Source organism: Clostridium sp. (assembly GCF_050717535.1).
Taxonomy (GTDB): domain Bacteria; phylum Bacillota; class Clostridia; order Clostridiales; family Clostridiaceae; genus Clostridium_AD.
The window spans coordinates 13901-40513 of record NZ_JBOITM010000089.1 but is presented as its reverse complement, the minus strand read 5'-3'; the positions used below and the strand labels follow the sequence as shown (position 1 = coordinate 40513).

The following is a 26613-nucleotide window of genomic DNA, read 5'->3' as shown; positions in this document are numbered from 1 at the left end:
TTTTTATAATTTATACGGTGTTATTGAATTTTATTTTAAAAGACATATGGCATTTGAAGAAATTCCTTCTAATCTGCCTGTAAAACCAAGGCCTTCTTCAGTAGTAGCTTTAATATTAACCTTATCTATAGGCAATTGTAATGCAGTTGCAATATTTTTCACCATATAGGGAATATGTGGTGCCATCTTAGGGCTTTGCGCAATTATTGTAGCATCAATATTTTCAATTATATATTTACTATTTTTAATTAAACTGCCTACATGTTTAAGTAAGACAATGCTAGAGACACCTTTATATGTAGAGTCAGTATCAGGGAAATGCTTCCCAATGTCTCCAAGAGCTGCAGCACCGAGTAGAGCATCCATAATAGCATGAACAAGAACATCTGCATCTGAATGCCCCAATAAACCAGTTTCGTTAGGTATGTTTACCCCGCCAAGTATTAAGCTTCTTCCTTTAACTAATTTATGAACATCGTATCCCATTCCAATTCTCAAGCAAATTACCTCTTTTCAATTTGATTTGTTAACATTTTAGAACTTCAGCTGATGATTTTAATATATCATTTTCTAAGAAGGTAATCAAGAAATTTATAATCAGCAAATTTAAATATGGTATTAGTAATATGCACACCTATAAGAATAGCCATTCATAGGCTTATAGTAAAGAAAAAAATTATAGAAAAATAGATAAAAAGTTATCAACATGTTATCCACAAAACTGTGGATAATGTGGATAACTTTAAAAAAATATTTTGAATAATTTAATTTAAAAAGCATATATTTACATTGTATTTTTAAAAATATCTGCAATTAATACTAATAATCAGTCACAAACATCAATTCCACAAGTTATACACAGGGTAATTGTGGATAATGTGTATAAGTCTCCAATAGTATATATTAATTTTTGAAAAAGCGACATATTTTCACAATATTTGTGGACTAGTAAATGTTAATGTGTATAATCTGTTAGTCTAAAGAAAAACAGGAATGTATTTTAAATAGATAATAAATTTATAAAAATTTATGGTAATACTAGTAAAAAAGAGAAATATTTAAGGATAATTATTTTGAAGCATCTTCAGTTTTAATTGAATTAGAGATTAATTCATTGATACCTAGTAGTTCCTTCGATGTTAGGTATCTCCATTTGCCAAGGGCTAAATTATTTATAGAGACATTCATAATTCTAAGCCTCTCGAGTTTTACAACAGCATAACCTAAATGCTCACACATTCTTCTTATCTGACGATTAAGCCCTTCTGTTAAAATTATTCTGAAAATATATTTGCCTTCTTTTTTTACAAAACAATTTTTAGTAATAGTATTAAGTATGGGTATGCCGTTTGCCATACTTTTTATAAAATCAGAAGATACAGGTTTATCCACAGTAACAATGTATTCTTTTTCGTGATTATTACCTGAACGCAAGATTTTATTTACAATATCTCCGTCACTTGTTAGAAAAATAAGACCTTGGGAAGGCTTATCGAGGCGACCAATAGGAAAAATTCTTTTCGGAAAATTTATAAAATCTATAATGTTTCCCTTAATCTTATGTTCTGTAGTACAGGTTATTCCAACAGGTTTATTGAAAGCTAAATAAACGAATTCTTCTTTAGTTTTTAATGGCTGCCTGTTAATTTCAATATAGTCGGATTTAGATACTTGGGTGCCCATTTCAGGTATTTTACCATTTACGGTGACCTTTCCTGCATCAATTAATTTATCCGCCATACGCCTTGAACAATAGCCAGTTTCACTAATAAATTTATTTAATCTAGTTTTTGAATCATTATTATCGTAGGTCTGGGTTACATTATTTTCTTTTTGGTTATGTATGGTCTTCATATTACACCGTCCTTTGAAATTATAAAGTAAAATTAAGTTGAATAATTCATATTATATGGTAAAATAGTTATAATATATGGTTAAATAGTCATACAGATAGAAGCAATTTTATAATTATTGGACAAACTGTTGTTTAACAAAAGTATTAATTTATTTAATTATATTAAATAATGTGCCAAATATAAAGGAAAATAGCAAATTAATTAATTTAATTTTGTAGTAAAGATGTTGCATAGTCCACCTTAGTGGATTTCCAATAAAAAGTATAGGGGGAAGATAAATTGATAAATAAATTGTTTTCAAACAAATTGATGTTATGCTTAGGCATAATGTGTTGCCTATTTATATTTATTCCAAATACTGTTATAGCGGCTCCAAATCCGATTCAGTGGGGACAAAAGACTGTAAATGTGAAGTCTGATAAAGTATGGAAGATTAAGTTTAACCAGGAAATTAATGTGGACAACATTGCAAAAGGTGTTAAGATTTATAATCCTGTTGGAATTTCAGCGGATGTAAATATATCTTATGATTCTAATAATAATACAATAATAGTACAACCGCCAGTTTCTGGATATTTACCTGGGCAAACTTATTCACTACAAATAAATGATACTTTAAGGGCCTTAAACAGTAATCAACTTAAGACACCTATAATTATGAGTTTTACTATAGCAGTACCAGATAATGGACAATTAAAAGATGAAGGTAATAAGAAATATGTTTATAAGTCATATGATACGACATTAGATCAAATGGTAGGAGTGCAAAGTAAAGACAAGCCTATTAATTACGTACCTAATTATCCGGATTTAATCCCTAGTGATATAGATATTCGTAATTATTTGAATCCTAAAAACTTTGAATATCATGATTATGCTGTATATCAATTTTTAACACTAAATTATGTTGAAGGGATTAGTTCAGAGGAATTGGATAGTGCATTAACGGGACAGGGAATATTAGAAGGACAAGGGAAAACAATTTTAGATGCTTGTAAGGAATATGATGTGAATCCAGCCTATATTATTGCCCATGCCATATTAGAAAGCGGTCATGGAAAATCACAATTATCTATAGGTTATCCAGTATGCATGGTTGCGGGCAAAGCAGTTCCAAGTAAAATTACATACAATATGTTCGGGATTGGAGCATGGGATAGTGATCCTCTTAGATTAGGCTCAGAAAAAGCTTATACAGAAGGGTGGTTTACTCCAGAGGCAGCTATAGCAGGGGGCATTAAATGGATTTCTACAGGGTATATAAATAAAGCTATTTCTAAGCAAAATACATTATATAAAATGAAATGGAATCCAATCGTCCCAGCAACAAATACTGATCGTCATCAATATGCCACAGACATAGCATGGGCATATAAGCAGAGTTATTATATTAAAGCAATTCTTGATAAGTGTACGAATGCAAAATTAACATTTGAAATACCTCAATATAAATAGTAATAAGGGTATCCTGTATAGGATGCCCTTATTCAATTGAAGCTTGTCCATTATTGTTTATAAACACTTTAAAATTATGTGTGCCAGCATATTTTTGAAAATCACTTAAATCAATAGGAGCGTTGTCTTTATTTCCAGAAATAAATATAGAAATTTTGAAGCCGTCGTCCGCGTGTGCTTTAGTTAAGTATTTTTGCTTAATAGATTCATCTAAAATAATATGCAAGGCCTCCGATAAAGACTTATTTTCTAATGGTAGTAGTTCTTTTACTTTATAGCCTTTAGAGTTAATGCCCTCAACTTTTTTTATCTTATTTGAACTGCTTACCTCCATTTTTATAGAACAATTCATGTCTACTATAACGGAAAAATTGTATTTATTATTCAAATATAATTTTCTGATTGAAAACATAAGCAATAGTATACAAAAGATGGATAACAAATATTTCCAATAAACTGATTTTTTAAATTCTTCTCCTGCATATAATTCACCTATTTTAGGATCTGCAGTGTGCTTTTCAAGAGTTGCAAATTCTTTATTTGCAGTTATGATATACACTTTATTTTTTTCAATATTAATTATTTTACCAGCTTTACGCATAAGACACCTCTTTCATAGGATAATAGTAGTTAGGGTAAATATTTAATAATACTTGACATAAGGTGAAAAAATTGGTATTTTCATTATAGAACATACAAAATTATTAATAATGAATAGAGGTAGATTATGAAAAAAATTTCTTGGATTAATGATTTATTTTTCATATGCATAGGGATTATATCAAGTATTATATATATTCGTATTAAAATTAAAAGGGTAACTATTAAAAAATCCAAAGAATTTGATAAAAAAATTAAGACTACTATTGACATATTTAAATCTACAACAGATATAAAAGGAATTTTTAAGTCATTAATAGATAATTTATATGAAATTTTAGACTATGATGCTGCTATAAGTGTATTAAAAACTGATAATGAATTTAAACTTATGGCTTGTCGTGGTTATGCAGAGAAAATAGATTTAAATAGCTATTTACAAGAGAGCAAATGTATTGAACTTATAGAGAAAATTATAGAGTGTGGTAAGCCTAGTTATATAAAGGATTTAAATAAATCTGAATATACAAATTATAACACTTGCTTTCAATTAGTATTATATCACATGAGAAGCATACTTATAGTTCCAATAATATATAAAAAGAATATATATGGAATAGTTATTATATTAAAGTGTAAAAGGTCAGCATACAATGAAACTGAAAGAACTAATGCTTTTTCTTTTGTTAGGGAAGTAGCTGTAGCCATAGAAAATGCTATGCTTTTTCAAAAACTAAAAGATATGGATACGATGAAAACGGATTTTTTATCTACTGTTTCTCATGAACTTAGAACACCATTAACCTCTATTATTGGTTTTGCAGAAATGGTTAAGAGAAAATTTGAAGGCTCTATAGTGAAAGAACTAGATCTTAAAATTGAAAAGAATCAAAATGCAGTAGTTAAAATAAGGAGAAATGTAAATATAATTTTATCAGAAGGAGAGAGATTATCTAGCCTTATAAATGATTTGTTAGATATATCAAGATTGGAAGCGGGAAAATTTAAATTAAATATGATGGAAATGGATATGGAAGAACTTATTACTGAGGTAATAACATTAACAAATCCAATTATTAGAAATAAATCGCTTCAAGTTATACTAAGCATAAGAGAGCCACTTCCCAAAATTATGGCAGATAGGGATAAAATAATGCAGGTGATAATTAATCTTGTTTCTAATGCTATAAAATTCACGCAGCAAGGGTGCATAGTATGTACAGCAAGAGTAGTGAAAGAGAATATTATAGTATGTATTAGTGATACAGGTGTAGGTATTAGGGAGGAAGATAAAAAATTTATATTTGAAAAATTTAGTCAAGTTGGAGATACACTTACAAATAAACCTAGAGGTACGGGGCTAGGACTAGCTATATGTAAGCATATTATTGAAGAGCATGGGGGAGAGATATGGGTTGAAAGTGAAACTCAAAAGGGAACTGATTTTTCCTTTAGTATACCTATTTTGAGGGTGAAAATATAAAGGTTCGCGAAGGCACTACTGGGGGGTAAAAAATGAGAAAAAAAATGTTTATAATTAGTTTTATAGCATTGTTTTTGGCTATAATAGGATTTCAGTATAAAGTGGAATATGATATAAGGTCGCAGTCACCATCTGCTAAGTGGAGTAAAGAAGTTGCTATATCTACCGGAGATGTTACATGCTTCCCTAAAATATTAAAAGATTATGAGAATAATATAGTAGCATTTAATGATGGGGACAAGTTACGACTTACAAAAACAGATGATTTAGGTAAAAAGATTGTGGAGAAAAGCTTTGACACTAAAGGTGATTTAATTAAAGAAGTTAATTTTTTAAAGTCACAAGATTTTTTTTATCTTAGTTATAATTCTTATGAAAATGGTACTAATTCATTAAAAATTATAAAATTGGATAAAGGATTAAATAAGGTGGATTCATCTATAATAGAAAATATAACTGAGACCTATCAAATAGGAGATGATATTTTAATAGTTGGATATAAGGACAAAATTCAAGTATTAGATATGGCTAAAAATTCTACAAAGGATTTTAATATAAAAGGAGCAACTTTATTATCAGGTGTAAAAACTAAAAATGGAATTATGCTTACATATTGTAATGGAGAAGAAGGATTTAGTTATATAACTATGGAGAAAGGGGTGGCATCTGGGCCTAAATCAGCAGGAGTGCTTAATAAAAGTGAAGCTATGATATTTATACATACTGCTACCTCTAGTGATAGTAAAAATGGATATTTATTAATAGAATACAGTGTGCAAGGAGAAGTTGTCGGGACTAGAATTTTAGAATTTGCATTAGATGGAAGTAGCAAAAATTCTAGTGAATTGTATATTGATAATAATAAATATATATATAATGTAATTGGGAGCTATTCTAAGGACGGTGCTAGGTTTTTTGCCACAACTGATAGAATATTTGGAACTAAAGATAAGCAGCAAGGGATAGTTGATTTTATCTTAAAGGATAACAAGGTAAGTAGTTATAGCTATGTAACTAGACTAGCTGGACTTTCTACTTATCCTGCAATAAATGGAGAGATAATTGCATACTGTAGTTATATTAAGCCAGATGTGTATGGGGTTTACTTAGCATCACAAAATCAGGGGTTTAAGGTAGCTAATAATGTCCATTTACCCATAGAAACAAAGCAGGCAACATTAAATACACTGCAAGGTGTTGTATACAGCTTAGTTTACATAATATATCCTATTAAATGGTTAATGCCTATAATACTTCTAATAGCTATTATGACTTTTATCTCTTTTAATCTTTCAGAAAAGAAAAAGAAAAGATATTTCATACTTATTTCTATTGTGAGTTTTGCATTAAAAATATCAACGGTATTAGAAAATTCCTATGGAGATAGACTGTATTTACTTCCACAAATGTTAGCACATAAATGGGTTGGAATACTTATATGCGCCTTTATAAGCACAATATGTTATTGTTTTGGATATAATCTCTACAGTGAAGATTTAGAAGGAATGGTTATTGGTAAGTTTGGTATAGCTTTGTTATTGGATGCTATGTTAACTATGATGATATTTGTGCCCTTCTTTCTTACAATTTAACATTATATAGGAAACAGCTTGCGGAAAACAATGTGGATAACTTTTTTATAGATGAGAGTTAAAATAATATTTATAAATTTTTATTTGTTAACAAATGTTTTTATACGCAAAAAAAAGTATATATTACGTATAATGCATTGAAGCGAGCTTTAGAACTTCTTATTTTATTTTTAATTGATATGCGTTTAGAAAAATATATGTTTGAGCGACAGCGAGTTTATATTTTTTAGCAGATTAATTAAAAATAAAATTAGTAGTTCTTAGCAAAGTGACTGCATTAATCGTATTGCAATACGCGTAATATATACTTTTTTTTTTATTTTTATAGTATGGGAGAAAGTAATCTTGAAACGGATTCCTTGATTTTAACAATAAAGGTTCTGTTAGTATATTTTTCTAGAGTTAGCTCATCACAGAATTTTAGGTCATCATTAAAATAGACATCTAATTGTGAAGTTATTTCCTTATCATATATAAAAGCATTGATTTCAAAGTTCAGTGTAAAGCTTCTAATATCTAGATTAGCAGTACCTACAGAGCTTATAGAACCATCAATAGAAAGAAACTTACTATGAAGAAATCCCCTAGTGTAGGTATAACATTTGACACCAGATTCTAATAGATCTCCCATATATGAAGTAGATGCCCAATATACAAAGGGATGATCAGGTTTACTTGGTATAATTATACGCACATCTACTCCAGATAGCGATGCTATTCTTAAAGCCTCTAAGATACTATCATCTGGAATAAAATAAGGAGTTTCTATAAAAATATTTGTTTCGGCTTTACTAATCATTTTTAAATATCCATTTTTAATAGAATCGAATGTAGAATTAGGACCACTTGAAACCATTTGAAGTCCGGTTTTGCCAAGGTGAGGTCTGTGGGGAAAATACTTGCTATCGAAAACTGAATTTTCATTAGCAGCAAATCTCCAATCCATTAGAAAATGCAATTCTAATGCATCTATTGCATCCCCTTGTATGAATAGATGTGTATCCCTCCAAAATCCAAATTTTTTAGAGTGCCCTAAATATTCATCTCCAATATTAAAACCACCTATAAAGGCATATTTACCATCAATAGTGCAAATTTTACGATGGTTCCTAAAATTTACCCTAAGATTTATATAAGGGAGAAATGGTGGAAAGAAACAAGCAATTTTACCGCCGGCTTCAGTTAAAGAGGCGAAAAACGATTTGGGAACCTTAAGGCAACCCATACCATCATAGAGCAATTTTACTTCTACCCCTTCTTTAGATTTTCTACACAGAATTTCAAGAATGCATTTTCCTAAGGTGTCATTTTTAAATATATAATATTCCATATGAATATATAAAGTTGCAGCTTCTAAGCTCTTTTTAAGTTGATCAAATTTAGATTTACCATCAATAAATATAGTTACTTGGTTATTGTTAGTGTAAAAGGCATTATCGCTACAAAGGTTAAGTTCCATCATATCAGAATATTTATTTAAAAATGGATTAGTTTTAATTAAATCTTCGTTATTTAGAAATTCCTTTTGTTTGTCTATAATTGAGGTAAGATTTTCTTTTTCTCCTTTTTTTAAGGAAAATAGTTTTTTCCTTTTTAGATTTTGACCAAGAAATAAGTATAAAACAAACCCTATACTAGGTAAAAATAGTAAAACCATAAGCCAAGTCCAAGTGCTTGCAGGATTTTTTCGCTCAATAAACACAACGGCTATGGCGAAAAAAATATTAATAAAAAATAATAAATTAAAAAACCGTAATAATAGTTCATTTGTAAACATAAGATCCTCCAAAAAATTCATTATATATTATAATTATAGTATACATATAAAAATGCATAAAAAACCATATAAACGAAAATTTCCATGTTTTTACTGAATATTATCGTTTATAATTTAGAAGTTTTTAAATTTTATAATTATATTAGTAAAGGAAAAGTGAGTTCTATGGTATAATAAAAATGAATTACTAAAGTGAATTTATGGGGGATAAGGGTATGGGTTTAGTTCATAGGATAGTTGATGAGGAAATAAACCAGTCCTTAAAACTTATAAAAGAATTAGAGCATATAGTGAATGAAATCCAGAAAAATAAAGAGCTGTTTAGTTCTGACATTCAAAATATGTCCTTGGGTGATAAACAAAATATATTAGATAAGTGGGTAAATTATGTAGGATGCTATAATGGATTAAATGAAATCAGACAAAAATATAAAAATGAACTTACATTAAAGCATAGGGAAGATTCACATATTAAATTTAAAAATGTGTTATTAATTTATGCTTCAACTATAGCAATACGTAAAAATTCTGTGTTATTAGCTAATATTATAGACAAAAACAAGTATTTGGAGTCAATGTTTAACGAAAGTAGGCCTCAATACAATATTAATAAAAAACAGTATTATTACATTACACAAGAAATTACTGAAATTTCTCAAATGATATCTTTGTTTAAAAATAAACATTATTTTGATTTCATGGTAAGTTGTTATGAAGTCTATGAATATGAAAGCTATGAAAGTGAAAAAAAACTGTTAGATTATGCAAGTAACAATTATTTAAATCTAATAAAACTTGTTAAAAATCATAGAAATATCGTTTTTAATAATATGATTGATTTCTTTGGGAAAAATGCATTTGATTTTTGGTTTCCATTTCAAAAATGGATTGCTATAAGTATTACTGGGGTTGATTATTCTAGTAGAAAAGAGAAGTATGTTAGTAATGAAGATATTAATATTATAAAAGGTGAGTTGCTACCAGGAGATATACTTTTAAAGAGAAATAATTATCAACTAACCAACCTAGGATTACCAGGATTTTGGACTCATTCTGCTATTTATATAGGCGAGTTAGAGGTGCTAGACGATTATTTTGTGGACATGTCATTAGGAAATTTTTTGCGTGTGTCTGATTACGTAAAAAATGTATATCCTAAAGTATATGATATCTTATGTGATAAAAGTAAAAACAATAGACAGTACATTATAGAAGTTGTTGCTCCTGGTGTGGTAATAAATCCTCTAAATGCTATTGCAAAAGTTGATTATTTTTCTGCGCTGCGCCCTAAGCTATCTAAAGATGATAAATTAAAAGCACTATTTACAGCTTTTGAATACTTAGGGAAGTTATATGATTATAACTTTGATATTATGACGGATAATGCACTGTTTTGTAGTGAACTAATTTATAAGTCCTATTTATGTTCAAACAATAAGAAAGGACTTAATTTTAAATTAGAACCTAAAGCAGGTAGATTATTACTCTCGCCTAATAGTATTATTGAAAAATTTGATGCAGAATTTGATAGTGAGGATTCAGAATTTGATTTTGTAGTATTTTATGATGGTAGTGAAAGAGAAAGAAAAGCAATAAGGAAAAGTGCAGTGGATTTAAAAACAACTTGGAAGTTGAACAAGTGGTCAATAGTAAAGCGTAAGATTATTTCAAATACAGAAACAAGGTATCCTATTGTAAAAATTAATTCAGCACTATCAAAGTTAAGGATTATTTTATACGGGATGTTTTACTAATTGCGATATATGTATATAATATAAAGTATGTATTAAAAAATATTTAAAATATTAGATCAAACTCTAAAATAGAAAGTAGGATAAATAAAATTATGAGAAATATTAAAATTGTAATAGAATATGATGGTACTAAGTACAAAGGATGGCAAAGACTTGGAGATAGTGATAATACAATACAACACAAAATCGAAACTGTTTTAAGTAAGATGGCTGGAGAAAACATTGAAATTACTGCTTCAGGTAGAACAGATGCAGGGGTACATGCAACAAATCAAGTTGCAAATTTTAGAACAGAATGTACAATGTCAGATCACAAAATCCGTAGTTATTGTTATGAGTATTTGCCAGAGGATATTGTGGTGAAATCAGTACAAGAAATGGATTTGAATTTTCATGCTAGATATAATGCTAAAGCTAAAAAATATGTTTATAATATTTGTAACAACAGAGAGCACAATGTGTTTAATAGAAAATATGAGTATCATATACCACAATCTCTAAATGTTGAAAATATGAGAGAAGCATCAGAAGTTTTAATAGGAGAACATGATTTTCAAAGTTTTACAACTCTTAAAAGCAAGAAAAAATCTACTGTTAGAAATATTTATACTATAAACATTGTAAAAGAGGATGGAAACATAGAAATTAGTGTTCAAGGAAATGGATTTATTAAGAATATGGTAAGGATCATAGTTGGAACTCTTGTTGAAGTTGGCCTAGGTGAAAAAACCGTGGCTGATATCAGTGATATTTTAGATAAAAAGGAAAGAAAATATGCTGGGCATATTGCACCGGCTAAAGGATTATTTTTAGAAGAAGTTAATTATTAAGAATATTGAGATAAACAGGTCATAATTTGTAAAATAGATGACTTGAAATTAAATATAATAAAAGCACCACATTCCCCAATATATAATATATTTGGGAATGTGGTGCTTTTATTATTAATAGTTAAATGTAATTTGTATAGCTTTGGGAAAACTATAGTATACCTTCATTTTTTAATATATCCTCAATCTCATCAACTTTCTTAGAAAGAGTATGGAAACTTTCTTTTAGTGCATTTTTTGAAAGAGGAGTTTCTTTTATAGTTTTCTCTAGCACCTCTATAGTTTCTAGTGCATCATCAATACCCTTTTGTGCTAATTTTATATTATCTTCACTCATTTTTTTAATCTCCTCTTTATATTATTTATTATTCTTATAAACTTTATTTTTAACATCTTTTAAAATAGAATCTAGTCCCTTAAATTTCAAGTCAGGAAAGGCTTTTATAAGTCTTGAATAATCAGGATGTTTTTTAATGTATAAGGAATCATGTTTTATTTTAAGTTCTTTAATAATATTTTCAACTTCAGATTTCTTTTTACTAACTTTCATTTCAGCACTTTCGATTAATCCATCTAATCTGAGTTTAAGTTCGGATATATCTCTAGTATTCCCTAAATTTAATTTAAACTCTGAAAGTTTATCAGTTAGGTCTGAGTAAGCTGTATTTAACTGAGTTAACATGGATCTTAATTTAATTACTGTTATTACAGTAATTGTAAAGTCAACGATAAAATATATAAGCATAAAATAGAAAAGTACTATGCCGGGTTTAGGTGGTATTACATTCACTAGATAAACAATATATGGATGAACTACCTTCAAAACAAACATGGAAACAATTCCCCATATTATAGAGAATGATAAGCAAATCCTTCCATGAAGATTAAAGGGCTCTTCACTGTAATCCCACCAAGTACTATTAAATGCAGTTTCTAGAACATAGCCTGTTACATATTCAAGAATAGAGGTTGTAAATATTGAACCTATAAAAAGTAAAATATAATTATCTTCTATAGGTTTTAGCAAAATAATTATTGAAAGAGTTCCAAACCCATAAATAGGACAAAATGGACCGTGGAGGAAGCCTCTATTAACAAATTCTTTATTCTTTATTGTAGAGTAGACTGTTTCAAGACACCAGCCCATAAAAGAATAGATAATAAAATAATAAAAAAGTGTAAAAATATTAGAATTTAAAAAAGGTATATTAATCATAAAATAACTCCTTTTATATCGTTAATTATATATTCAACAAGAAAATAATAACACAAAATGTACTTTTATTATAGTGTGTGCAATGAATTAACTAATAATAGGTGTAATTAAATAAATATTATTATAGGCAATTATAGAGAAATAAATACATATACATTAATATTATAGGACTGAGGGTGATGGTTAATTTAAATTCTAGGAGGAAAATATATGATAAATATTATTTGGTTTTTAATATTATTTCTTGGGATAATTATTGGCATTTTTACAGGAAAAGGAGAAATTTTATCAAAAGCTGTTGTTTTAGGAGCATCTGGTGCTGTGGAACTGGTAATTGGTCTGATTGGAATGATGTGTCTTTGGTGTGGAATAATGAAAATTGCTGAAAAAAGTGGACTAACTGATAAATTGGCAGGGGTACTTAGGCCAATTTTAAAAATCATATTTAAAGGGAGTGGTAAAGACCAGAAAGCAATGTCCAGTATTACTATGAATTTAACAGCAAATATGATGGGATTATCTAATGCAGCTACTCCCTTTGGTATAAAAGCTATGGAGGAGATGCAGAAAACAAATAATGAAAAAGATACAGCGAGTAATGATATGGCTTTATTTTTAGTGCTAAATGCTGCCTGTATTCAGTTTCTACCTACAACGGTTATATCTATAAGGGCTGCTTATAATTCTCAAAATCCAGCAATTATAATACTCCCAGCCATAATTGCCACTGGCACTGCTGCAATTTTAGGTATAGTTTATTGCAAAATTTTACAGAGGTATTTTTAATAAAAATATATGCATATTCATATTAAAATTCAGATAAGGTAGGTGGATAGGTTGATTTTAGGTAATTTATTAGCATATATTTTAAAGGGTACAATTCCAATTATTATTGGATTGGTGGTAATATATGGAGTTATTAAAAAAGTAAAGGTATATGAGTGTTTTGTTGAAGGGGCTAAGGAGGGAATAACTATTTGTCTTAAAATTTTTCCCTATCTTCTAGCTATGATTATAGCCGTTAATGTATTTAGAGCCTCCGGAGCTTTAGACTTTTTAATTTATTTAGTAAAACCAGTTGTTGTGTTTATTGGACTCCCGCCTGAAGTTGTTCCTCTAGTTTTAATAAAACCACTTTCAGGAAGTGGGGCTCTTGGAGTATTTACTGACATCATAAAACAATATGGTGCAGATAGTTACATAGGGCGGGTAGCATCTATAATAATGGGGTCGACAGAGACTATCTTTTATACCTTGACAGTTTATTTTGGAGCAGTAAATATAAAAAATATAAGGCATACATTATTTGCAGCGATACTAGCAGACATTACAGCAATTATAATGGCAGTTAATTTAGCCAAGTTTTTCTTTTAATGACATTTTAGTTTAAAAGGCATTAATACCATAATAAGTAAAAAAAAGATAACATATATTGTAAGAGAATAAGAAGTATGGTATCATTAAATGTACATTTATTAGTTGTTAAATGTCGATAAGTAGGTAAATAAACTTGAGCAAAATAATTGTTATATACTACAGAGGAATACAGGAGGGATAACAATTAATAATTGTTATCTACTCCAGAGAAGGGCAGGAGGGTAAAATATGATTGAAATTACGAATGTAAATAAAAGTTACAATGGCAAGAATAAAGCTGTAGACAATATAAATATAACCATAAGGGATGGAGAAATATTTGGGTTTTTAGGACCCAATGGAGCAGGTAAAACTACTACTATAAAGATGATTACAGGAATATTAACTGCTGATAGCGGAAAAATCACTATAAATGGAATTGATATAGAAAAAAATGATCTAGAGGCTAAAAAACAATTTGGATTTGTACCAGATAATCCAGATATGTTTTTAAGACTTAAAGGCATAGAATATCTAAATTTTATGGCTGATATTTATGAGGTGACAAGCACTATTAGAAAAGAAAGAATTGAAACCTTGGGAGATAGATTTGAAATGAACAATGCACTAACAGACCAGATTCAAAGTTATTCTCATGGTATGAGACAAAAGATTATCATTATGGGTGTACTCATTCATGAGCCAGAAGTATGGATCTTAGATGAGCCAATGACGGGACTTGATCCAAAATCTTCATATGTTTTAAAAGAAATGATGAGAGAACATGCAAATAACGGAAAAAGTGTGTTTTTTTCAACTCATGTTTTAGAAGTAGCCGAAAAACTTTGTGATAGGGTTGCTGTAATAAATAAGGGGAAAATATTATTCTGTGGAACGCTAGATGAACTAAGGGAGCATTTTAAAGCCAGTGGGTCTCTTGAAAAAATCTTCTTGGAGATGACTGAAAATGAATAAGTTTATAGCGCTAACTAAGGTGCTATTAAAAACAGGAACTGGCTCCTCTAGTAGTAAGAAAAATAAAAAGAAGATAAAGGGGTTATTGCTTGGACTACTTTTAGTACTAGCATTTACACCTATGGCAATAGGATTTGGACAGTTCATATTTGCGGCCTATGATGGATTACACCAAATTGGTCAAGAAGCAGTTATATTGGGATTTGGATTATCTATTGTTTGTGTTGTTATTTTCTTTTTCGGCATTTTCTATGCTATGAGCATATTTTACTTTTCTATGGACGTAGAAAACTTATTACCACTACCGTTTAAACCTTGGCATATTATGGGAGCTAAATTTACCGTAGTATTAATTTATGAATACATGACAGAAATTATATTTTTTGCGCCAACATTAATTGCTTATGGGCTAAAGAGTGGCGGAGGAGTACTGTATTATATTTACGGAGTTGTTATATTTTTACTATTGCCTATAGTACCACTAGTAATTGCTTCTGTAATTAATATGATTATAATGAGATTTACTAATATTGCAAAAAATAAGGACCGGTTTAGATTAGTAGGTGGGCTTATAGCTATGGGCTTTGGTGTAGGAATCAACTTATATATCCAAAAATTCTCACAAAATTTAAGTCAATCACAAATTACTGAGATGTTTTCAAAGGGAAATAACTCCCTTGTTGATTTGGCAACAAAGATGTTTCCAAGTACTAAGATAGCTGTAAATAGCTTGGTTAATACTAAAAATATTGTGGGTGTTATTAATCTGATTCTATTTATAGCCATAACGCTGGCTGCAGTAATGATATTTATAATATTAGGCCAAGTATTGTATTTTAAAGGTGTTATGGGAGTATCTGAAACATCCTCAAAGAGAAAGACTCTCAGTAGTAACGAACTTATAAAAAATACAACACAAAATTCTTCTCTAAAGATATATATAATAAAAGAATTAAAGGTTTTATTTAGAACACCAATTTATTTTATGAATTGTGTGCTTATGAATTTTTTATGGCCTTTATTTTTACTTGTACCAATTTTCGCTCAGAAGGGTGGCTTGGGGCAAATTAAGGAATTAACTGGGCTTTTACAGAATGGTAAAAGTGCAGGTATAGTATTAAGCATTTTTTTTGCATTTATGGTTTTTTCATCTTGTAGTAATTCAATTGCAACTACAGCAATATCAAGAGAAGGTAAAAACTTATTTATATTAAAATATATACCTATGAAATATAAAGATCAGCTTATGGCAAAAGTGTTATCTGCGGTAATTTTAGGGGTAGTTTCTATGATTACAATAAGTATAATTGGTTTAATATTACTTAAATTACCATTGAATTTAGTTTTATTAATGATTATAGTTGGACTTTCGGGAATAGTATTTACTTCCTTTATAGGAATATTTATTGATTTGAATTTTCCTAAACTTCAGTGGGATACAGAGCAGGAGGCAGTTAAGAGGAATTTAAATGTGCTGATTAGTATGATTATTTGTATAGCCTTAGGTGCACTTACGGTATTTATGGTTATCAAGTTTGGACTAACTAAATGGATTGCATTTGCCTTAATAGTAGGTTCATATGGGATTTTAGATTTAATGCTATATTATCTACTAGGTACAAAAGGTGTAAAAATGCTAAGAAAAATAGAATCATAAAAATTGGCTTTTTTAAGTATAAGGTTTTTAAGTATAATTTCAGGAATTTAGGATAAAAATATTGACAGAGTAGTTTAATTGCAATATACTTATTATTAAACAAATGTGATGATGAGAAGAGTAGTAAGTCTAAATGCTAAAAGCGAGCTGAGATAGGTGAAAATCAGTAGCATGGCAACTTATGAACATGGCCTCTAAGCAGATTATCTGAATTTGATTATTAGGATAATACGGTTGCAACCGTTATATTGACAGGTGATGATAGTCATCCATTGAGGTCTTTATAGTGATGTAAAGATGAATTAGAGTGGTAAAACGTTAATACGTCTCTAAACAGAATTTTTTCTGTTTAGAGACTTTTTTGTATTTTCTAGAAAATTTTAAACTTTGGCAATTGTCATTGAAAGGTAATATATTGTATTTATTTTCATGTATTTAAAGTTAATAACTATAAATAATTATAAGTAAGAGAGGTTGGAGAAAAATGACTAAAAAAACTTATTACATTACTACACCAATTTATTATCCATCAGCAAATTTACACATCGGTAATACTTATACGACAGTATCAGCAGATGCAATTGCTAGATTTAAGAGGCTTACCGGCTATGATGTAATGTTCTTAGCTGGAACAGATGAGCATGGTCAAAAGATTCAAAGAATAGCGCAGGAAAAAGGTGTTACTCCAAAAGCATATGTAGATGAAATAGTAGCGGGTATACAAGATTTATGGAAGATGATGGACATAAGTTATGACAAGTTTATAAGAACTACTGATGATTATCATAAAAAGGCAGTCCAAAAACTATTTAAGCAGTTATATGATCAAGGTGATATATACAAAGGTTCTTATGAAGGTTGGTATTGTACTCCTTGTGAATCTTTCTGGACAGAAACTCAGGCAGTAGATGGGAAATGCCCTGATTGTGGAAGACCTGTAGAGAAAGCAAAGGAAGAGGCATATTTCTTCAAAATGTCAAAATATGCAGATAGACTTATAAAATATATTGAGACTCATCCGGAATTTATTCAACCAGAATCAAGAAAAAATGAAATGATAAATAACTTCCTTAAACCAGGGCTTCAAGATTTATGTGTCTCAAGGACAACATTTAACTGGGGAATACCAGTAGAATTTGATCCAGGCCATGTTATATATGTATGGGTAGATGCATTGTCTAACTATATAACGGCTCTTGGATATAATGGAGAAGATACTTCTCTTTTCGAAAAATACTGGCCAGCAGATGTACACTTAATAGGTAAAGATATACTAAGATTCCATACAATCTATTGGCCAATAATGCTCATGGCATTAGGACTTCCTCTTCCAAAACAGGTATTTGGTCATGGTTGGCTTCTTTTTGATGGTGGAGTAAAAATGTCAAAATCTAAAGGAAATGTAGTAGACCCAGTAATACTAGTTAATCATTTTGGTGTGGATGCAGTTAGGTATTATTTACTTCATGAAATACCATTTGGTTCTGATGGAATATTTACTAATGAAATATTCATAAAGAAAACAAATTCAGATTTAGCTAATGATTTAGGAAACTTATTATCTAGAACCGTGACAATGATAGAAAAATATTTTGATGGAGTTATTCCAGCGCCTATTGATATAGCAGATGTTGATAACGAGCTTATAGAAATGGCACTTGCAGCTCCAGGTAAAGTAGAAAAAGCTATAGATGAACTTAAAATTCCTGAAGCACTAGATTATATTTGGGAACTTATTAGGCGAACTAACAAGTATGTAGATGAAACTACGCCTTGGATACTCGGAAAAGATGAAACTCAAAAGGGAAGACTAGGAACAGTAATGTACAACTTAGCAGAATCCTTAAGAATAACATCAGTATTGCTATCAGCATTTTTACCAACGACAAGTGGTAAAATAAATGATCAACTAAATATATCAGCAACTACCTGGGAAAGTTTAGCATCATTTGATGGAACAATAGCAGGAACAAAAGTTAATAAGGGCGATATAATGTTCCCAAGAATAGATGTAGAAGCTAAAATAGCAGAGCTTAATAAAATTGTAGAAGAAAATCAAAAGGCGATACAAAAACCTACTATGGAGAAAATAAAAGAAGAAATTACAATAGAAGATTTTGAAAAAATAGATATGAGAGTTGTTAAAGTATTAGAATGCGAACCCATGAAAAAATCTAAAAAGCTTCTTAAGTTAAAAGTAGATTTAGGAGGAGAAATACGGCAAGTAGTTTCAGGAATAGCCCAGAGCTATAAACCGGAAGATTTAATTGGGAAATATGTAGTGCTAGTAGCTAATTTAAAGCCTGTTACACTAAGAGGCGAATTATCACAAGGAATGATAATTGCAGCCGTAACCCAGGACGATAGCAAGCTATTTGCAGTATCTATACCAGGAGAATTGCCAACAGGAAGTACAGTTAGGTAATTTAACAAAGCATGAAGTGCTAGTAAAATAGACTTCATGCTTTTGTATTTAAATCTTAATGCTCAAAACATAGCAGTCTATTGAATTTTAACAAATATAGATTTATAATTAGATGTTGCAAATACTACAGAGAATTATAGTACAAAACAATTGAGAATTGTTTTGTACTCCAGAGAATAGCAAGGGGGAAAATAATATGAAATTTCTTATAGGATCTTTAATTGGATCTATTATCGGGTTTATAACAAATTGGCTAGCTATAAAAATGTTATTTAGACCACACCAAGAGATTAGAATTGGTAAATTTAAAGTACCGTTTACTCCAGGTCTTATACCAAAGGAAAAGTCTAGAATTGCTAAAAGTGTGGGCGAAAGTATAGGGCAGCATCTCTTGACAAAGGAAACAATTATGAAGGCATTATGTAGTGAAAATATGAATGATCAATTGGATTCTTGGGTTAAGAGTAAAATCGTATCTATAGAAAATAGTCAGGTTACGGTAGAAAAAGAAATAAAAACAGTACTAGGCCATGAATATTCTGAGTTTATTCAGAGTACTAACGATAACCTTTCTAAATTACTTATAGATTATATAAATGAAGAGGATGTTAAACAAGGTATTGCTAAATATGCAACAGCACAAATAATGTTAGAATTAGATGCTAAACCGCAAGTTATTTATGAAAGTGAATTATACAATTCAATAAAAAACAAGGTACTAAATGCGGCAATCGAATATAAGGATACAGAATGCTTTTATGGGGAAATCGAAAAAATATTAGAAGAAAAGGTTAGTGACCTAAAGGATTTAGATAAGAATTTCGAAGAAGTTATACCTAAGGGAATAACAAACAATTTAAAAGTATACATTTATGGTAAAAGACATGATATTGCCTTGGAAATAAAAAAATTAATGAAAGAAGAAAAAAATAGGCAGAAATTGAGGCAAATTGTAGGCGAGGTAATATCAACTAAAATAACTCCAATGATAGCAATGTTTATGAATGCAGACAGTGTTTATGAAAAAGTTGTAACGGGTATAAATGAATTCTTAGATGATGATAAAAACCATAATGATATTGCTTCAATTATTAATGATATAATAGACAAACTTTTACAAAATTCAATATCAAGTGTATTTTCTGAAATTTCTATTGACGGAATTAATGATGGAATAAAGCCTCTTATTAATTTATTTACAACAAAAATTGTAGATGAAAAACTTATTAGGAGCATTTTTGAAAAAATTGAAGGCAAGGTTAATAACTATGCATCTATTCAAGAACTTTTACAAACAACAGGAATAGACTATGAAAGTGGAATAGAAAAAGCTGTAAAGGGAAGAATTGAAGCTATTACTGCAAGCAGTTCTGTGAAAATAAAAGTAGCAGAAATAGTAGCTGTAATGATTAATAGACTTTTGCACATGGAGATGAAATCCATAATTGTGGGGGAACCCGATAAAGTAGCTCAATCTATTTCTAAAGTAGTTAAAGAATTATACAATAAGTTTATAGAAAATAAGGCTGCAGATGTAATTGAAATATTAGATGTAGCTAAAATAGTTGAAGATAAAATTAATGAATTTGATGTAGCTTTTGCAGAGAAAATTATATTAGAGATTGCAAGTAAAGAGTTAAATGCTATAACTTGGCTAGGAGCAATTTTGGGAGCGATTATGGGACTATTATCGCCTATATTGGGGTCGCTTTAAACACATCTCTTAAGGAAATTATATAGCGCAATGAAAGGAAGGTGAAGCCTGTAATTAAACCTCTGGAACTATGGGGGTTTAATAAGGCATTTATTATGATATTTGATTCACATGCACATTATGATGATGAAGCATTTAATGAGGATAGAGAAGAAGTAATACAAGAGTTAAAGGACAATGGTGTAATAGGGATTTTAAACTGTGGGGCATCACTGGAGGGTGCAAGGATGTCAGTAGAATTATCTAGTAAATATGATTTTATATATTCTGCTGTAGGAATACATCCTGAACATGCTGATATGGTTAATGAAGAACTTATTGAAGAACTTAGAAAGTTAGCTCAGAATTCAAAGGTTAGAGCTATAGGAGAAATAGGATTAGATTATTATTACGAAGAAAACCCAGCTAGAGAAATTCAAAAGGCCGCATTTAAACTTCAGATGGAGCTTGCCAGGGAACTTAAATTACCAGTGGTTATCCATGATAGGGATGCTCATAAAGATACTTTAGATATATTAAAGGAGTTTCCGGGGGTAATAGGTACCGTTCACTGCTTCTCAGGAAGTGTTGAATTTGCACAGGAGTGTTTAAAACTTGGATATTATATAGGGTTCACTGGAGTTATAACCTTCAAAAATGCAAAAAAAATAGCAGAAGTTGCAAAAGTTGTACCAATGGATAGGATACTTGTAGAGACGGATTGCCCATACATGGCTCCAACGCCACATAGAGGAAAAAGAAATCAATCTGATTATATTAAGTACATAATAGAAAGAATATCGGAAATCAAAGGAATAACGATAGAAGAAATTGAAGTTGCAACAACAAGCAACATAAAACAGTTGCTAAAAATAAACAAATAGTGTATAGTGGTTATTAATTCAAATTATAGTAAAAAAATACATAAATATAATTGTAATTAAAATTGAATAAGTGACATATAATTTTATTGGTAAATACTATTTTACTGATTTACCCTAAGAGACTGGATTTTTTGTCCTATTTTGTAATTATAATTTGATATTATAATTGTATGCACAATGTTGCATTAACAGTCAAAACTAAGAGTTGTGGGCTTAAAATTTGACTTATTTCATGCTTCAAGGTATAATACCCAAGTACTCTTGACTAAGGGAGGGAATCTCTATGATGAAAAATATGAAAAATAATCTGAAGAACTATTTTTCAAATGGTCCCAAGACAGTTTTTGTGGTAATGTTATTATTAACCTGCATTACGGTGACTATATTTAACATGAAAAAAGTTATATCTGTTATTGTTGATGGTAAGTCTACACAAGTTATAACTTTAAAAAGTAATGTTAACCAAATATTAAAAACAAATAATATAGCACTAGGGGCAAAAGACCAAATAACAGTTAGTTTAGACAGTGAAGTAAAAGACGGAGACAAAATATATATAAAAAAGGCTGTAAATGTTAAAGTAAAAGTTGATGGGAAAGAATTAAATATTCAAACTGCCGAGAATACAGTAGCAGATATGCTAAAAGCAGAAAAAATAGTATTAAAGGCTGAAGACAAAATTACCCCATTAATAAGTGAATCGCTAAAATCAGGGTTACAAGTACAAATAACAAGAGTAAACACTGATATTCTTCAAGAAACTAAAGCGATTAACTTTGCAACTGAATTTAAGAACAGTAATGAACTGGACAAAGGAGTAAAAAAAGTCATTCAAAAGGGCAAAGCAGGTCAGAAGGTTATCACCTCATCTGTTGTCTATGAAAATGGCAAAGAGGTATCTAGAAATTTAGTTAGTGAAAAACTTAAATCGCAGCCAGTTAAACAAATAGTTGCCCTAGGTACTGTAGGGGTATATTCACCATCACGTGGAGGCGACGTTCGTTATACTAAGAAGCTTAAGGTTAGAGCAACAGCATATACTGCTGATTATAATTGCACTGGGAAAGGCCCTGACGATCCTTACTTAGGTATGACTTCCACTGGAGTAATGGCAAAAAGAAACCCTGATGGATATAGTACTATAGCTGTAGATCCTAGAGTTATTCCATTAGGAACGAAACTTTGGGTAGATGGATATGGATATGCCATTGCAGAAGATATAGGCGGAGCTATAAAGGGTAAAATAATAGATCTTTATTTTGATTCCAGTGGTGAAATGTGGGATTGGGGATCTAGAAATGTAGATATTTATATTTTAAAATAGGAGCATAAGCTCCTTTTTTTTGCTTTACAATTCACTATAAATAGTGTTCGCTTTTAATAATTAAAATGATATTATAGATATAATAACAAAAAGAAATACTAAAGGATATATTTTTTATATGATGAAATAATAATAAGAAATACCTTAGATAATATATTATGGAGGAGAACATGAAGGATAATATGAGGGATAATATGATTAAAGAAGTAATAGTAGTTGAAGGAAGAGATGATATTACCGCGGTTAAAAGAGCGGTAGATGCTGAACTTATTTCTGTGAGTGGGTTTGGAATTAATGAGAAAATAATTAATAAAATAAGAGAAGCTCAAAAACGAAAAGGAGTAATAATCTTTACTGATCCAGATTTTGCTGGAGAAAAGATAAGAAAAATTATTACTAAAAGAGTACCAAATGTAAAACATGCATACATATCTAAAAAGGAAGGTACTAAAGATGGAGACATAGGTGTTGAAAATGCATCACCTGAAACAATTCTAAGAGCACTACACGCTGCAAAATTTGAAGTTCAAGAGAAGAGAAAAGAGTTTGACGTGCAAGATATGATATTTTTTAAATTAACAGCTGATATCAGAGCAGTGGAAAGACGCCATGCGCTAGGAAACGTATTAGGTATAGGCTATGGTAATTCAGCACAATTTATAACTAGGTTAAATAACTATGGAATTGTGAAGGAAGAATTTATAGAGGCCTTGAAAAAGATAGATAAGGAGATGAACTATGGCAAATTTAACTATTAGTGAGGTTGCAAAAAAATATGAATTTAGGTTTAAAAAAGGTCTGGGACAAAACTTTTTAATAGATGATTCTGTTCTAGGTGACGTGGTAGATGGAGCGGATGTTAACAAAGAGGATTTCATTATAGAAATAGGGCCAGGATTTGGAACATTAACTAGAGCGCTTTTGAAAAGAGCTAAAAAAGTTTGTGCTATAGAACTAGATGAAAAACTTTTTCCTATCTTAGAAGAGGAGCTTAAGGATTTCGATAATTTTGAACTTATTCATGATGATGCTCTTAAAGTAGATTTTAATGAATTAATGGGAGAAGAGAAATCTGTAAAGCTCGTAGCTAATTTACCATATTATCTTACGACTCCAATTATTGTTAATTTACTTACTAAAGGCTATAATTTTAAATCCTTAACTATAATGATACAAAAGGAAGTTGGGGTAAGAATAGATTCTGAGCCAAATTGCAAGGCTTATGGAGCTTTTTCAATATTAGTTCAATACTATTGTAATACAAAAATCCTTCGATTAGTTCCCCCTTCAGCATTTATACCAGAGCCTAAGGTGGAATCTATAGTTATTAGGTTGGATAAATTAGCACAGCCTAGTGTTGTGGTTAATGATGAGGCCTTATTTTTTGCTATAGTAAGAAAATCTTTTAATATGAGAAGGAAGACTTTGTGGAACGGCATTAAAGATATAGGAATTGATAAAGAAGAGCTGCTAAAATGTTTTGAAAGAGCAAACATTGATCCTGGTAGAAGAGGCGAAACTTTATCATTAAAAGAGTTTGCTAAACTTTCGGATGAAATAGGGTTTGTAAAATAAATTTTCAAATGTTGTTCACTTTCTATTATATACTTCATATAGTATAATGAATAAGTTTTATATGGAGGTAAAAGAAGGTGACACCTAAAAAAAGTTATAGTAGGTACTTTATTATATTACAAGAAGATGAAAAAGGATATTCTTTAAACTCTGATAAGATTCCTTCTGGATATGCAAAGCTAGAGATGAAAAATAATAAATGTAAGATTTCATACTACTTGCAAAACCTAAGGAAAGAAAAACAACCTTATTACATGGTTTTAATATGTGGTAAAAAAGATGTTAATAAAATTATAAAACTTGGTAAAGTGAACATAGACGATTATGGCAGGGTAGACATTTCTAATGAATACGATATGGAAAATATAGCGGACACAGGGATTTCTGCAGAAAAAATTATTGGGGCTGCAATTGTAAAATTTTTAGATAATAATGTGGTTTCAATAATGAGCGGATTTTCTACAACAGATAAACCTAATGAATGGAGAAACTATAAATTAGCAGATTTTAATGTGGAAAACAAAGAAACAAGAGAATCGGATTCAATAAATGAGTTTGATGAATATGAACAAAGTATTGAATTAATCAAAGTAAAGACTGAAGAAGTACACGCTGAGCAGAGAGATAATGTTTTAGACAGCAAAATTTCAGAAAAATTAGAAGAAGAGATTAAAGTAGAAACGCCTGAAGATGTTTCTGATGTAATTAGAAATAAGGATAAAAAACAAGATAAAGAACAAAAAGAAATCAAAGAAGATAAGTGTAATGATAAAAATGAATTTCCTAAAGGTGCCATGGGAGACTTCTTTAAGACAGTTGCACAAGACTTTCAGGAAGTACATGATTTTTCTAAGGAAATCAAATGGTGCACGTGGTATAAAGTCCCTGTGAATAATTTAGAGGATATGTATGATTTCAGTGACTATAATAAATATACAATAGCATATTATCCTATGATTTGTTATTATCCATACATTAGAAACTATAAATCTTTCATGCTAGGATATAAGTGTGATTCTAATGGGAAAATGAAGTATATTGTTTATGGAATACCTGGAAGCAAAGCTAAAGCTCATCAGCCTTATGGAGGGAAAACAGGTTTTGTAACTTGGATTTCAAATAATGAAAATGATGAAATGGGTCATTGGCTGATGTTTTATGATTTTAAAAAATCTACAATTGTTATTCCTTTAAAAAAATAATACATGTAAAATTAAATGTGTGACTATATAATCTAGTCACACATTTAATTTTTTAATATTATTTTAGTTTGTATCATATAGTATATTAATATTAATATATGGGGGTACAATTTGAGGGTAATATTTATAAACAGAAAAAAGGTTGGAATTACAATAATAATAGTGGGACTTATGATTTGCCTTTTGGGGATATCAAAACAATTTGATAAAAATTTAAAAGCCACTATTCTTGTGGAGAATAAAATTAATTTGTTAGATGATTATTGTGCTTTAGATGGTAAAATGAGCTATAAATTGCCAGAAGGATGGACAACAAAACAAAGAAGCTTTCCTGGCGGTGAGATTTTGTATCATAACGATTTTCAATCTTCAGATGCATTAATTCACGGATTCGTAGAAGTGTGGAAGAGCAAGCAGGAACTAAAAGCATTCTTAGATAATAGCAAAAATATATCGGAGCAGCAAAATATAATTAAAAATTATAGAATTGACAATATTATTATAAATGGCAAAAAAACATATGTAGTGCAATACCTAATTAATATAACTGATAATAATTGGTACAAGGCCTATGAATATTTTATTGATGGCGGAAAAGAGTTTTATAGGGTTTCATTTTTCACAAGAAATATTAATTTTAAAGAAACTTATGGAGCTATTTTTGAAAGTATAGTTGAGACATTTAAAATCAATTAAAGTTGATTGAACTTTTCTGAAGTATTATAATTTATTCAATGATATTTCAAAACAAAGATTCATTGATTTGTTATAAGTGAATTAAGGCCATTTAATTGATTTTTAATGATTGTTTAAGCAAGAGGAGCATTATGGCTTCTCTTAATATTTTATTGCTCTAGGTAGCGGAATACAAGGCCAAGAACGTTTGTTAGTTTTGATTTTGTGTTAGCATTCTTTTCAATGTGGTATGATAGAAGAAAAAGAAAAACAATATCTGAGGG

At 29.7% G+C, this 26613-nt stretch carries 23 protein-coding genes and 1 other annotated feature; of the genes, 17 read left to right on the top strand and 6 right to left on the bottom strand.

Going from position 1 to position 26613, the window contains the following annotated elements:
- Nucleotides 1-30: 30 nt before the first annotated feature.
- Together ispF and rluF are read right to left on the bottom strand one after the other, a co-directional pair.
- Complete coding sequence (ispF, locus tag ACREVU_RS19480; protein ID WP_431553259.1) at nucleotides 31-498, bottom strand: 2-C-methyl-D-erythritol 2,4-cyclodiphosphate synthase; 468 nt, start codon at nucleotides 496-498, stop codon at nucleotides 31-33.
- Between the two features lie 570 nt (nucleotides 499-1068).
- Nucleotides 1069-1854: a 23S rRNA pseudouridine(2604) synthase RluF gene (gene rluF, locus ACREVU_RS19475; RefSeq protein ID WP_431553258.1), complete on the bottom strand. Its 786-nt coding sequence runs from the start codon at nucleotides 1852-1854 to the stop codon at nucleotides 1069-1071.
- A gap of 281 nt (nucleotides 1855-2135) precedes the next feature.
- Here rluF and ACREVU_RS19470 point away from each other — a divergent pair, with 281 nt between their 5' ends.
- Nucleotides 2136-3311 (top strand): N-acetylglucosaminidase, encoded by a 1176-nt coding sequence (locus ACREVU_RS19470; protein WP_431553257.1) that lies wholly within the window; start codon nucleotides 2136-2138, stop codon nucleotides 3309-3311.
- 28 nt (nucleotides 3312-3339) lie between these two features.
- Here ACREVU_RS19470 and ACREVU_RS19465 read toward each other — a convergent pair whose 3' ends face one another.
- Nucleotides 3340-3912 (bottom strand): anti-sigma-I factor RsgI family protein, encoded by a 573-nt coding sequence (locus tag ACREVU_RS19465; RefSeq protein WP_431553256.1) that lies wholly within the window; start codon nucleotides 3910-3912, stop codon nucleotides 3340-3342.
- Between the two features lie 126 nt (nucleotides 3913-4038).
- On the opposite strand from ACREVU_RS19465, the gene ACREVU_RS19460 reads away from it, so the two are divergent.
- Entirely contained in the window at nucleotides 4039-5394 is a 1356-nt protein-coding gene (locus tag ACREVU_RS19460; protein ID WP_431553255.1) for a GAF domain-containing sensor histidine kinase, read from the top strand.
- Between the two features lie 32 nt (nucleotides 5395-5426).
- Nucleotides 5427-6986, top strand: coding sequence for a hypothetical protein (locus ACREVU_RS19455; RefSeq protein ID WP_431553254.1), 1560 nt, complete (start codon nucleotides 5427-5429; stop codon nucleotides 6984-6986).
- Nucleotides 6987-7308: 322 nt separating this feature from the next.
- Here ACREVU_RS19455 and cls read toward each other — a convergent pair whose 3' ends face one another.
- Nucleotides 7309-8763 (bottom strand): cardiolipin synthase, encoded by a 1455-nt coding sequence (cls, locus tag ACREVU_RS19450; RefSeq protein ID WP_431553253.1) that lies wholly within the window; start codon nucleotides 8761-8763, stop codon nucleotides 7309-7311.
- Between the two features lie 215 nt (nucleotides 8764-8978).
- Between cls and ACREVU_RS19445 the strand changes: the two genes are divergently transcribed.
- Together ACREVU_RS19445 and truA are read left to right on the top strand one after the other, a co-directional pair.
- Nucleotides 8979-10517: a YiiX/YebB-like N1pC/P60 family cysteine hydrolase gene (locus ACREVU_RS19445; RefSeq protein ID WP_431553252.1), complete on the top strand. Its 1539-nt coding sequence runs from the start codon at nucleotides 8979-8981 to the stop codon at nucleotides 10515-10517.
- A 92-nt stretch (nucleotides 10518-10609) separates the two neighbouring features.
- The gene (gene truA / locus ACREVU_RS19440; protein WP_431553251.1) at nucleotides 10610-11347 is read left to right on the top strand and encodes a tRNA pseudouridine(38-40) synthase TruA; all 738 of its coding nucleotides are present in this window, start codon (nucleotides 10610-10612) and stop codon (nucleotides 11345-11347) included.
- Nucleotides 11348-11498: 151 nt separating this feature from the next.
- Here the strand turns inward: truA and ACREVU_RS19435 are convergent, their stop codons facing one another.
- Together ACREVU_RS19435 and ACREVU_RS19430 are read right to left on the bottom strand one after the other, a co-directional pair.
- Nucleotides 11499-11684 carry a hypothetical protein gene (locus ACREVU_RS19435; RefSeq protein WP_431553250.1) on the bottom strand — a complete coding sequence of 62 codons (186 nt, stop codon included), beginning with the start codon at nucleotides 11682-11684 and terminating at the stop codon, nucleotides 11499-11501.
- A gap of 21 nt (nucleotides 11685-11705) precedes the next feature.
- Nucleotides 11706-12563, bottom strand: a complete 858-nt coding sequence (locus ACREVU_RS19430; RefSeq protein ID WP_431553249.1) for a putative ABC transporter permease — start codon at nucleotides 12561-12563, stop codon at nucleotides 11706-11708.
- Between the two features lie 210 nt (nucleotides 12564-12773).
- Here ACREVU_RS19430 and ACREVU_RS19425 point away from each other — a divergent pair, with 210 nt between their 5' ends.
- The 12 genes from ACREVU_RS19425 (at nucleotide 12774) to ACREVU_RS19370 (ending at nucleotide 26350) form a co-directional block, all read left to right on the top strand.
- On the top strand, nucleotides 12774-13349 hold the full coding sequence (locus tag ACREVU_RS19425) for a nucleoside recognition domain-containing protein (RefSeq protein WP_431553248.1): 576 nt from the start codon (nucleotides 12774-12776) through the stop codon (nucleotides 13347-13349).
- A gap of 51 nt (nucleotides 13350-13400) precedes the next feature.
- Nucleotides 13401-13937, top strand: coding sequence for a spore maturation protein (locus ACREVU_RS19420; protein ID WP_431553247.1), 537 nt, complete (start codon nucleotides 13401-13403; stop codon nucleotides 13935-13937).
- 231 nt (nucleotides 13938-14168) lie between these two features.
- Nucleotides 14169-14894, top strand: coding sequence for an ABC transporter ATP-binding protein (locus tag ACREVU_RS19415; RefSeq protein ID WP_431553246.1), 726 nt, complete (start codon nucleotides 14169-14171; stop codon nucleotides 14892-14894).
- Entirely contained in the window at nucleotides 14887-16551 is a 1665-nt protein-coding gene (locus ACREVU_RS19410) for a putative ABC transporter permease subunit (RefSeq protein ID WP_431553245.1), read from the top strand. Before ACREVU_RS19415 ends, ACREVU_RS19410 begins: the two co-directional genes overlap by 8 nt.
- A 99-nt stretch (nucleotides 16552-16650) precedes the next feature.
- Nucleotides 16651-16885: a binding site (T-box leader), on the top strand.
- Nucleotides 16886-17035: 150 nt separating this feature from the next.
- Entirely contained in the window at nucleotides 17036-18976 is a 1941-nt protein-coding gene (gene metG / locus ACREVU_RS19405) for a methionine--tRNA ligase (protein ID WP_431553244.1), read from the top strand.
- 196 nt (nucleotides 18977-19172) lie between these two features.
- Nucleotides 19173-20690, top strand: coding sequence for a DUF445 family protein (locus ACREVU_RS19400; RefSeq protein WP_431553243.1), 1518 nt, complete (start codon nucleotides 19173-19175; stop codon nucleotides 20688-20690).
- 95 nt (nucleotides 20691-20785) lie between these two features.
- The gene (locus ACREVU_RS19395) at nucleotides 20786-21553 is read left to right on the top strand and encodes a TatD family hydrolase (RefSeq protein WP_431553242.1); all 768 of its coding nucleotides are present in this window, start codon (nucleotides 20786-20788) and stop codon (nucleotides 21551-21553) included.
- A gap of 283 nt (nucleotides 21554-21836) precedes the next feature.
- Complete coding sequence (locus tag ACREVU_RS19390) at nucleotides 21837-22877, top strand: resuscitation-promoting factor (RefSeq protein ID WP_431553241.1); 1041 nt, start codon at nucleotides 21837-21839, stop codon at nucleotides 22875-22877.
- A gap of 194 nt (nucleotides 22878-23071) precedes the next feature.
- Nucleotides 23072-23635: a ribonuclease M5 gene (gene rnmV / locus ACREVU_RS19385; RefSeq protein WP_431553283.1), complete on the top strand. Its 564-nt coding sequence runs from the start codon at nucleotides 23072-23074 to the stop codon at nucleotides 23633-23635.
- Entirely contained in the window at nucleotides 23616-24452 is an 837-nt protein-coding gene (rsmA, locus tag ACREVU_RS19380) for a 16S rRNA (adenine(1518)-N(6)/adenine(1519)-N(6))-dimethyltransferase RsmA (protein WP_431553240.1), read from the top strand. The genes rnmV and rsmA overlap by 20 nt, the downstream gene beginning before the upstream one ends.
- A gap of 77 nt (nucleotides 24453-24529) precedes the next feature.
- Nucleotides 24530-25654, top strand: coding sequence for a DUF7922 domain-containing protein (locus tag ACREVU_RS19375; RefSeq protein ID WP_431553239.1), 1125 nt, complete (start codon nucleotides 24530-24532; stop codon nucleotides 25652-25654).
- 111 nt (nucleotides 25655-25765) lie between these two features.
- On the top strand, nucleotides 25766-26350 hold the full coding sequence (locus tag ACREVU_RS19370) for a hypothetical protein (protein ID WP_431553238.1): 585 nt from the start codon (nucleotides 25766-25768) through the stop codon (nucleotides 26348-26350).
- Nucleotides 26351-26613 lie beyond the last annotated feature (263 nt).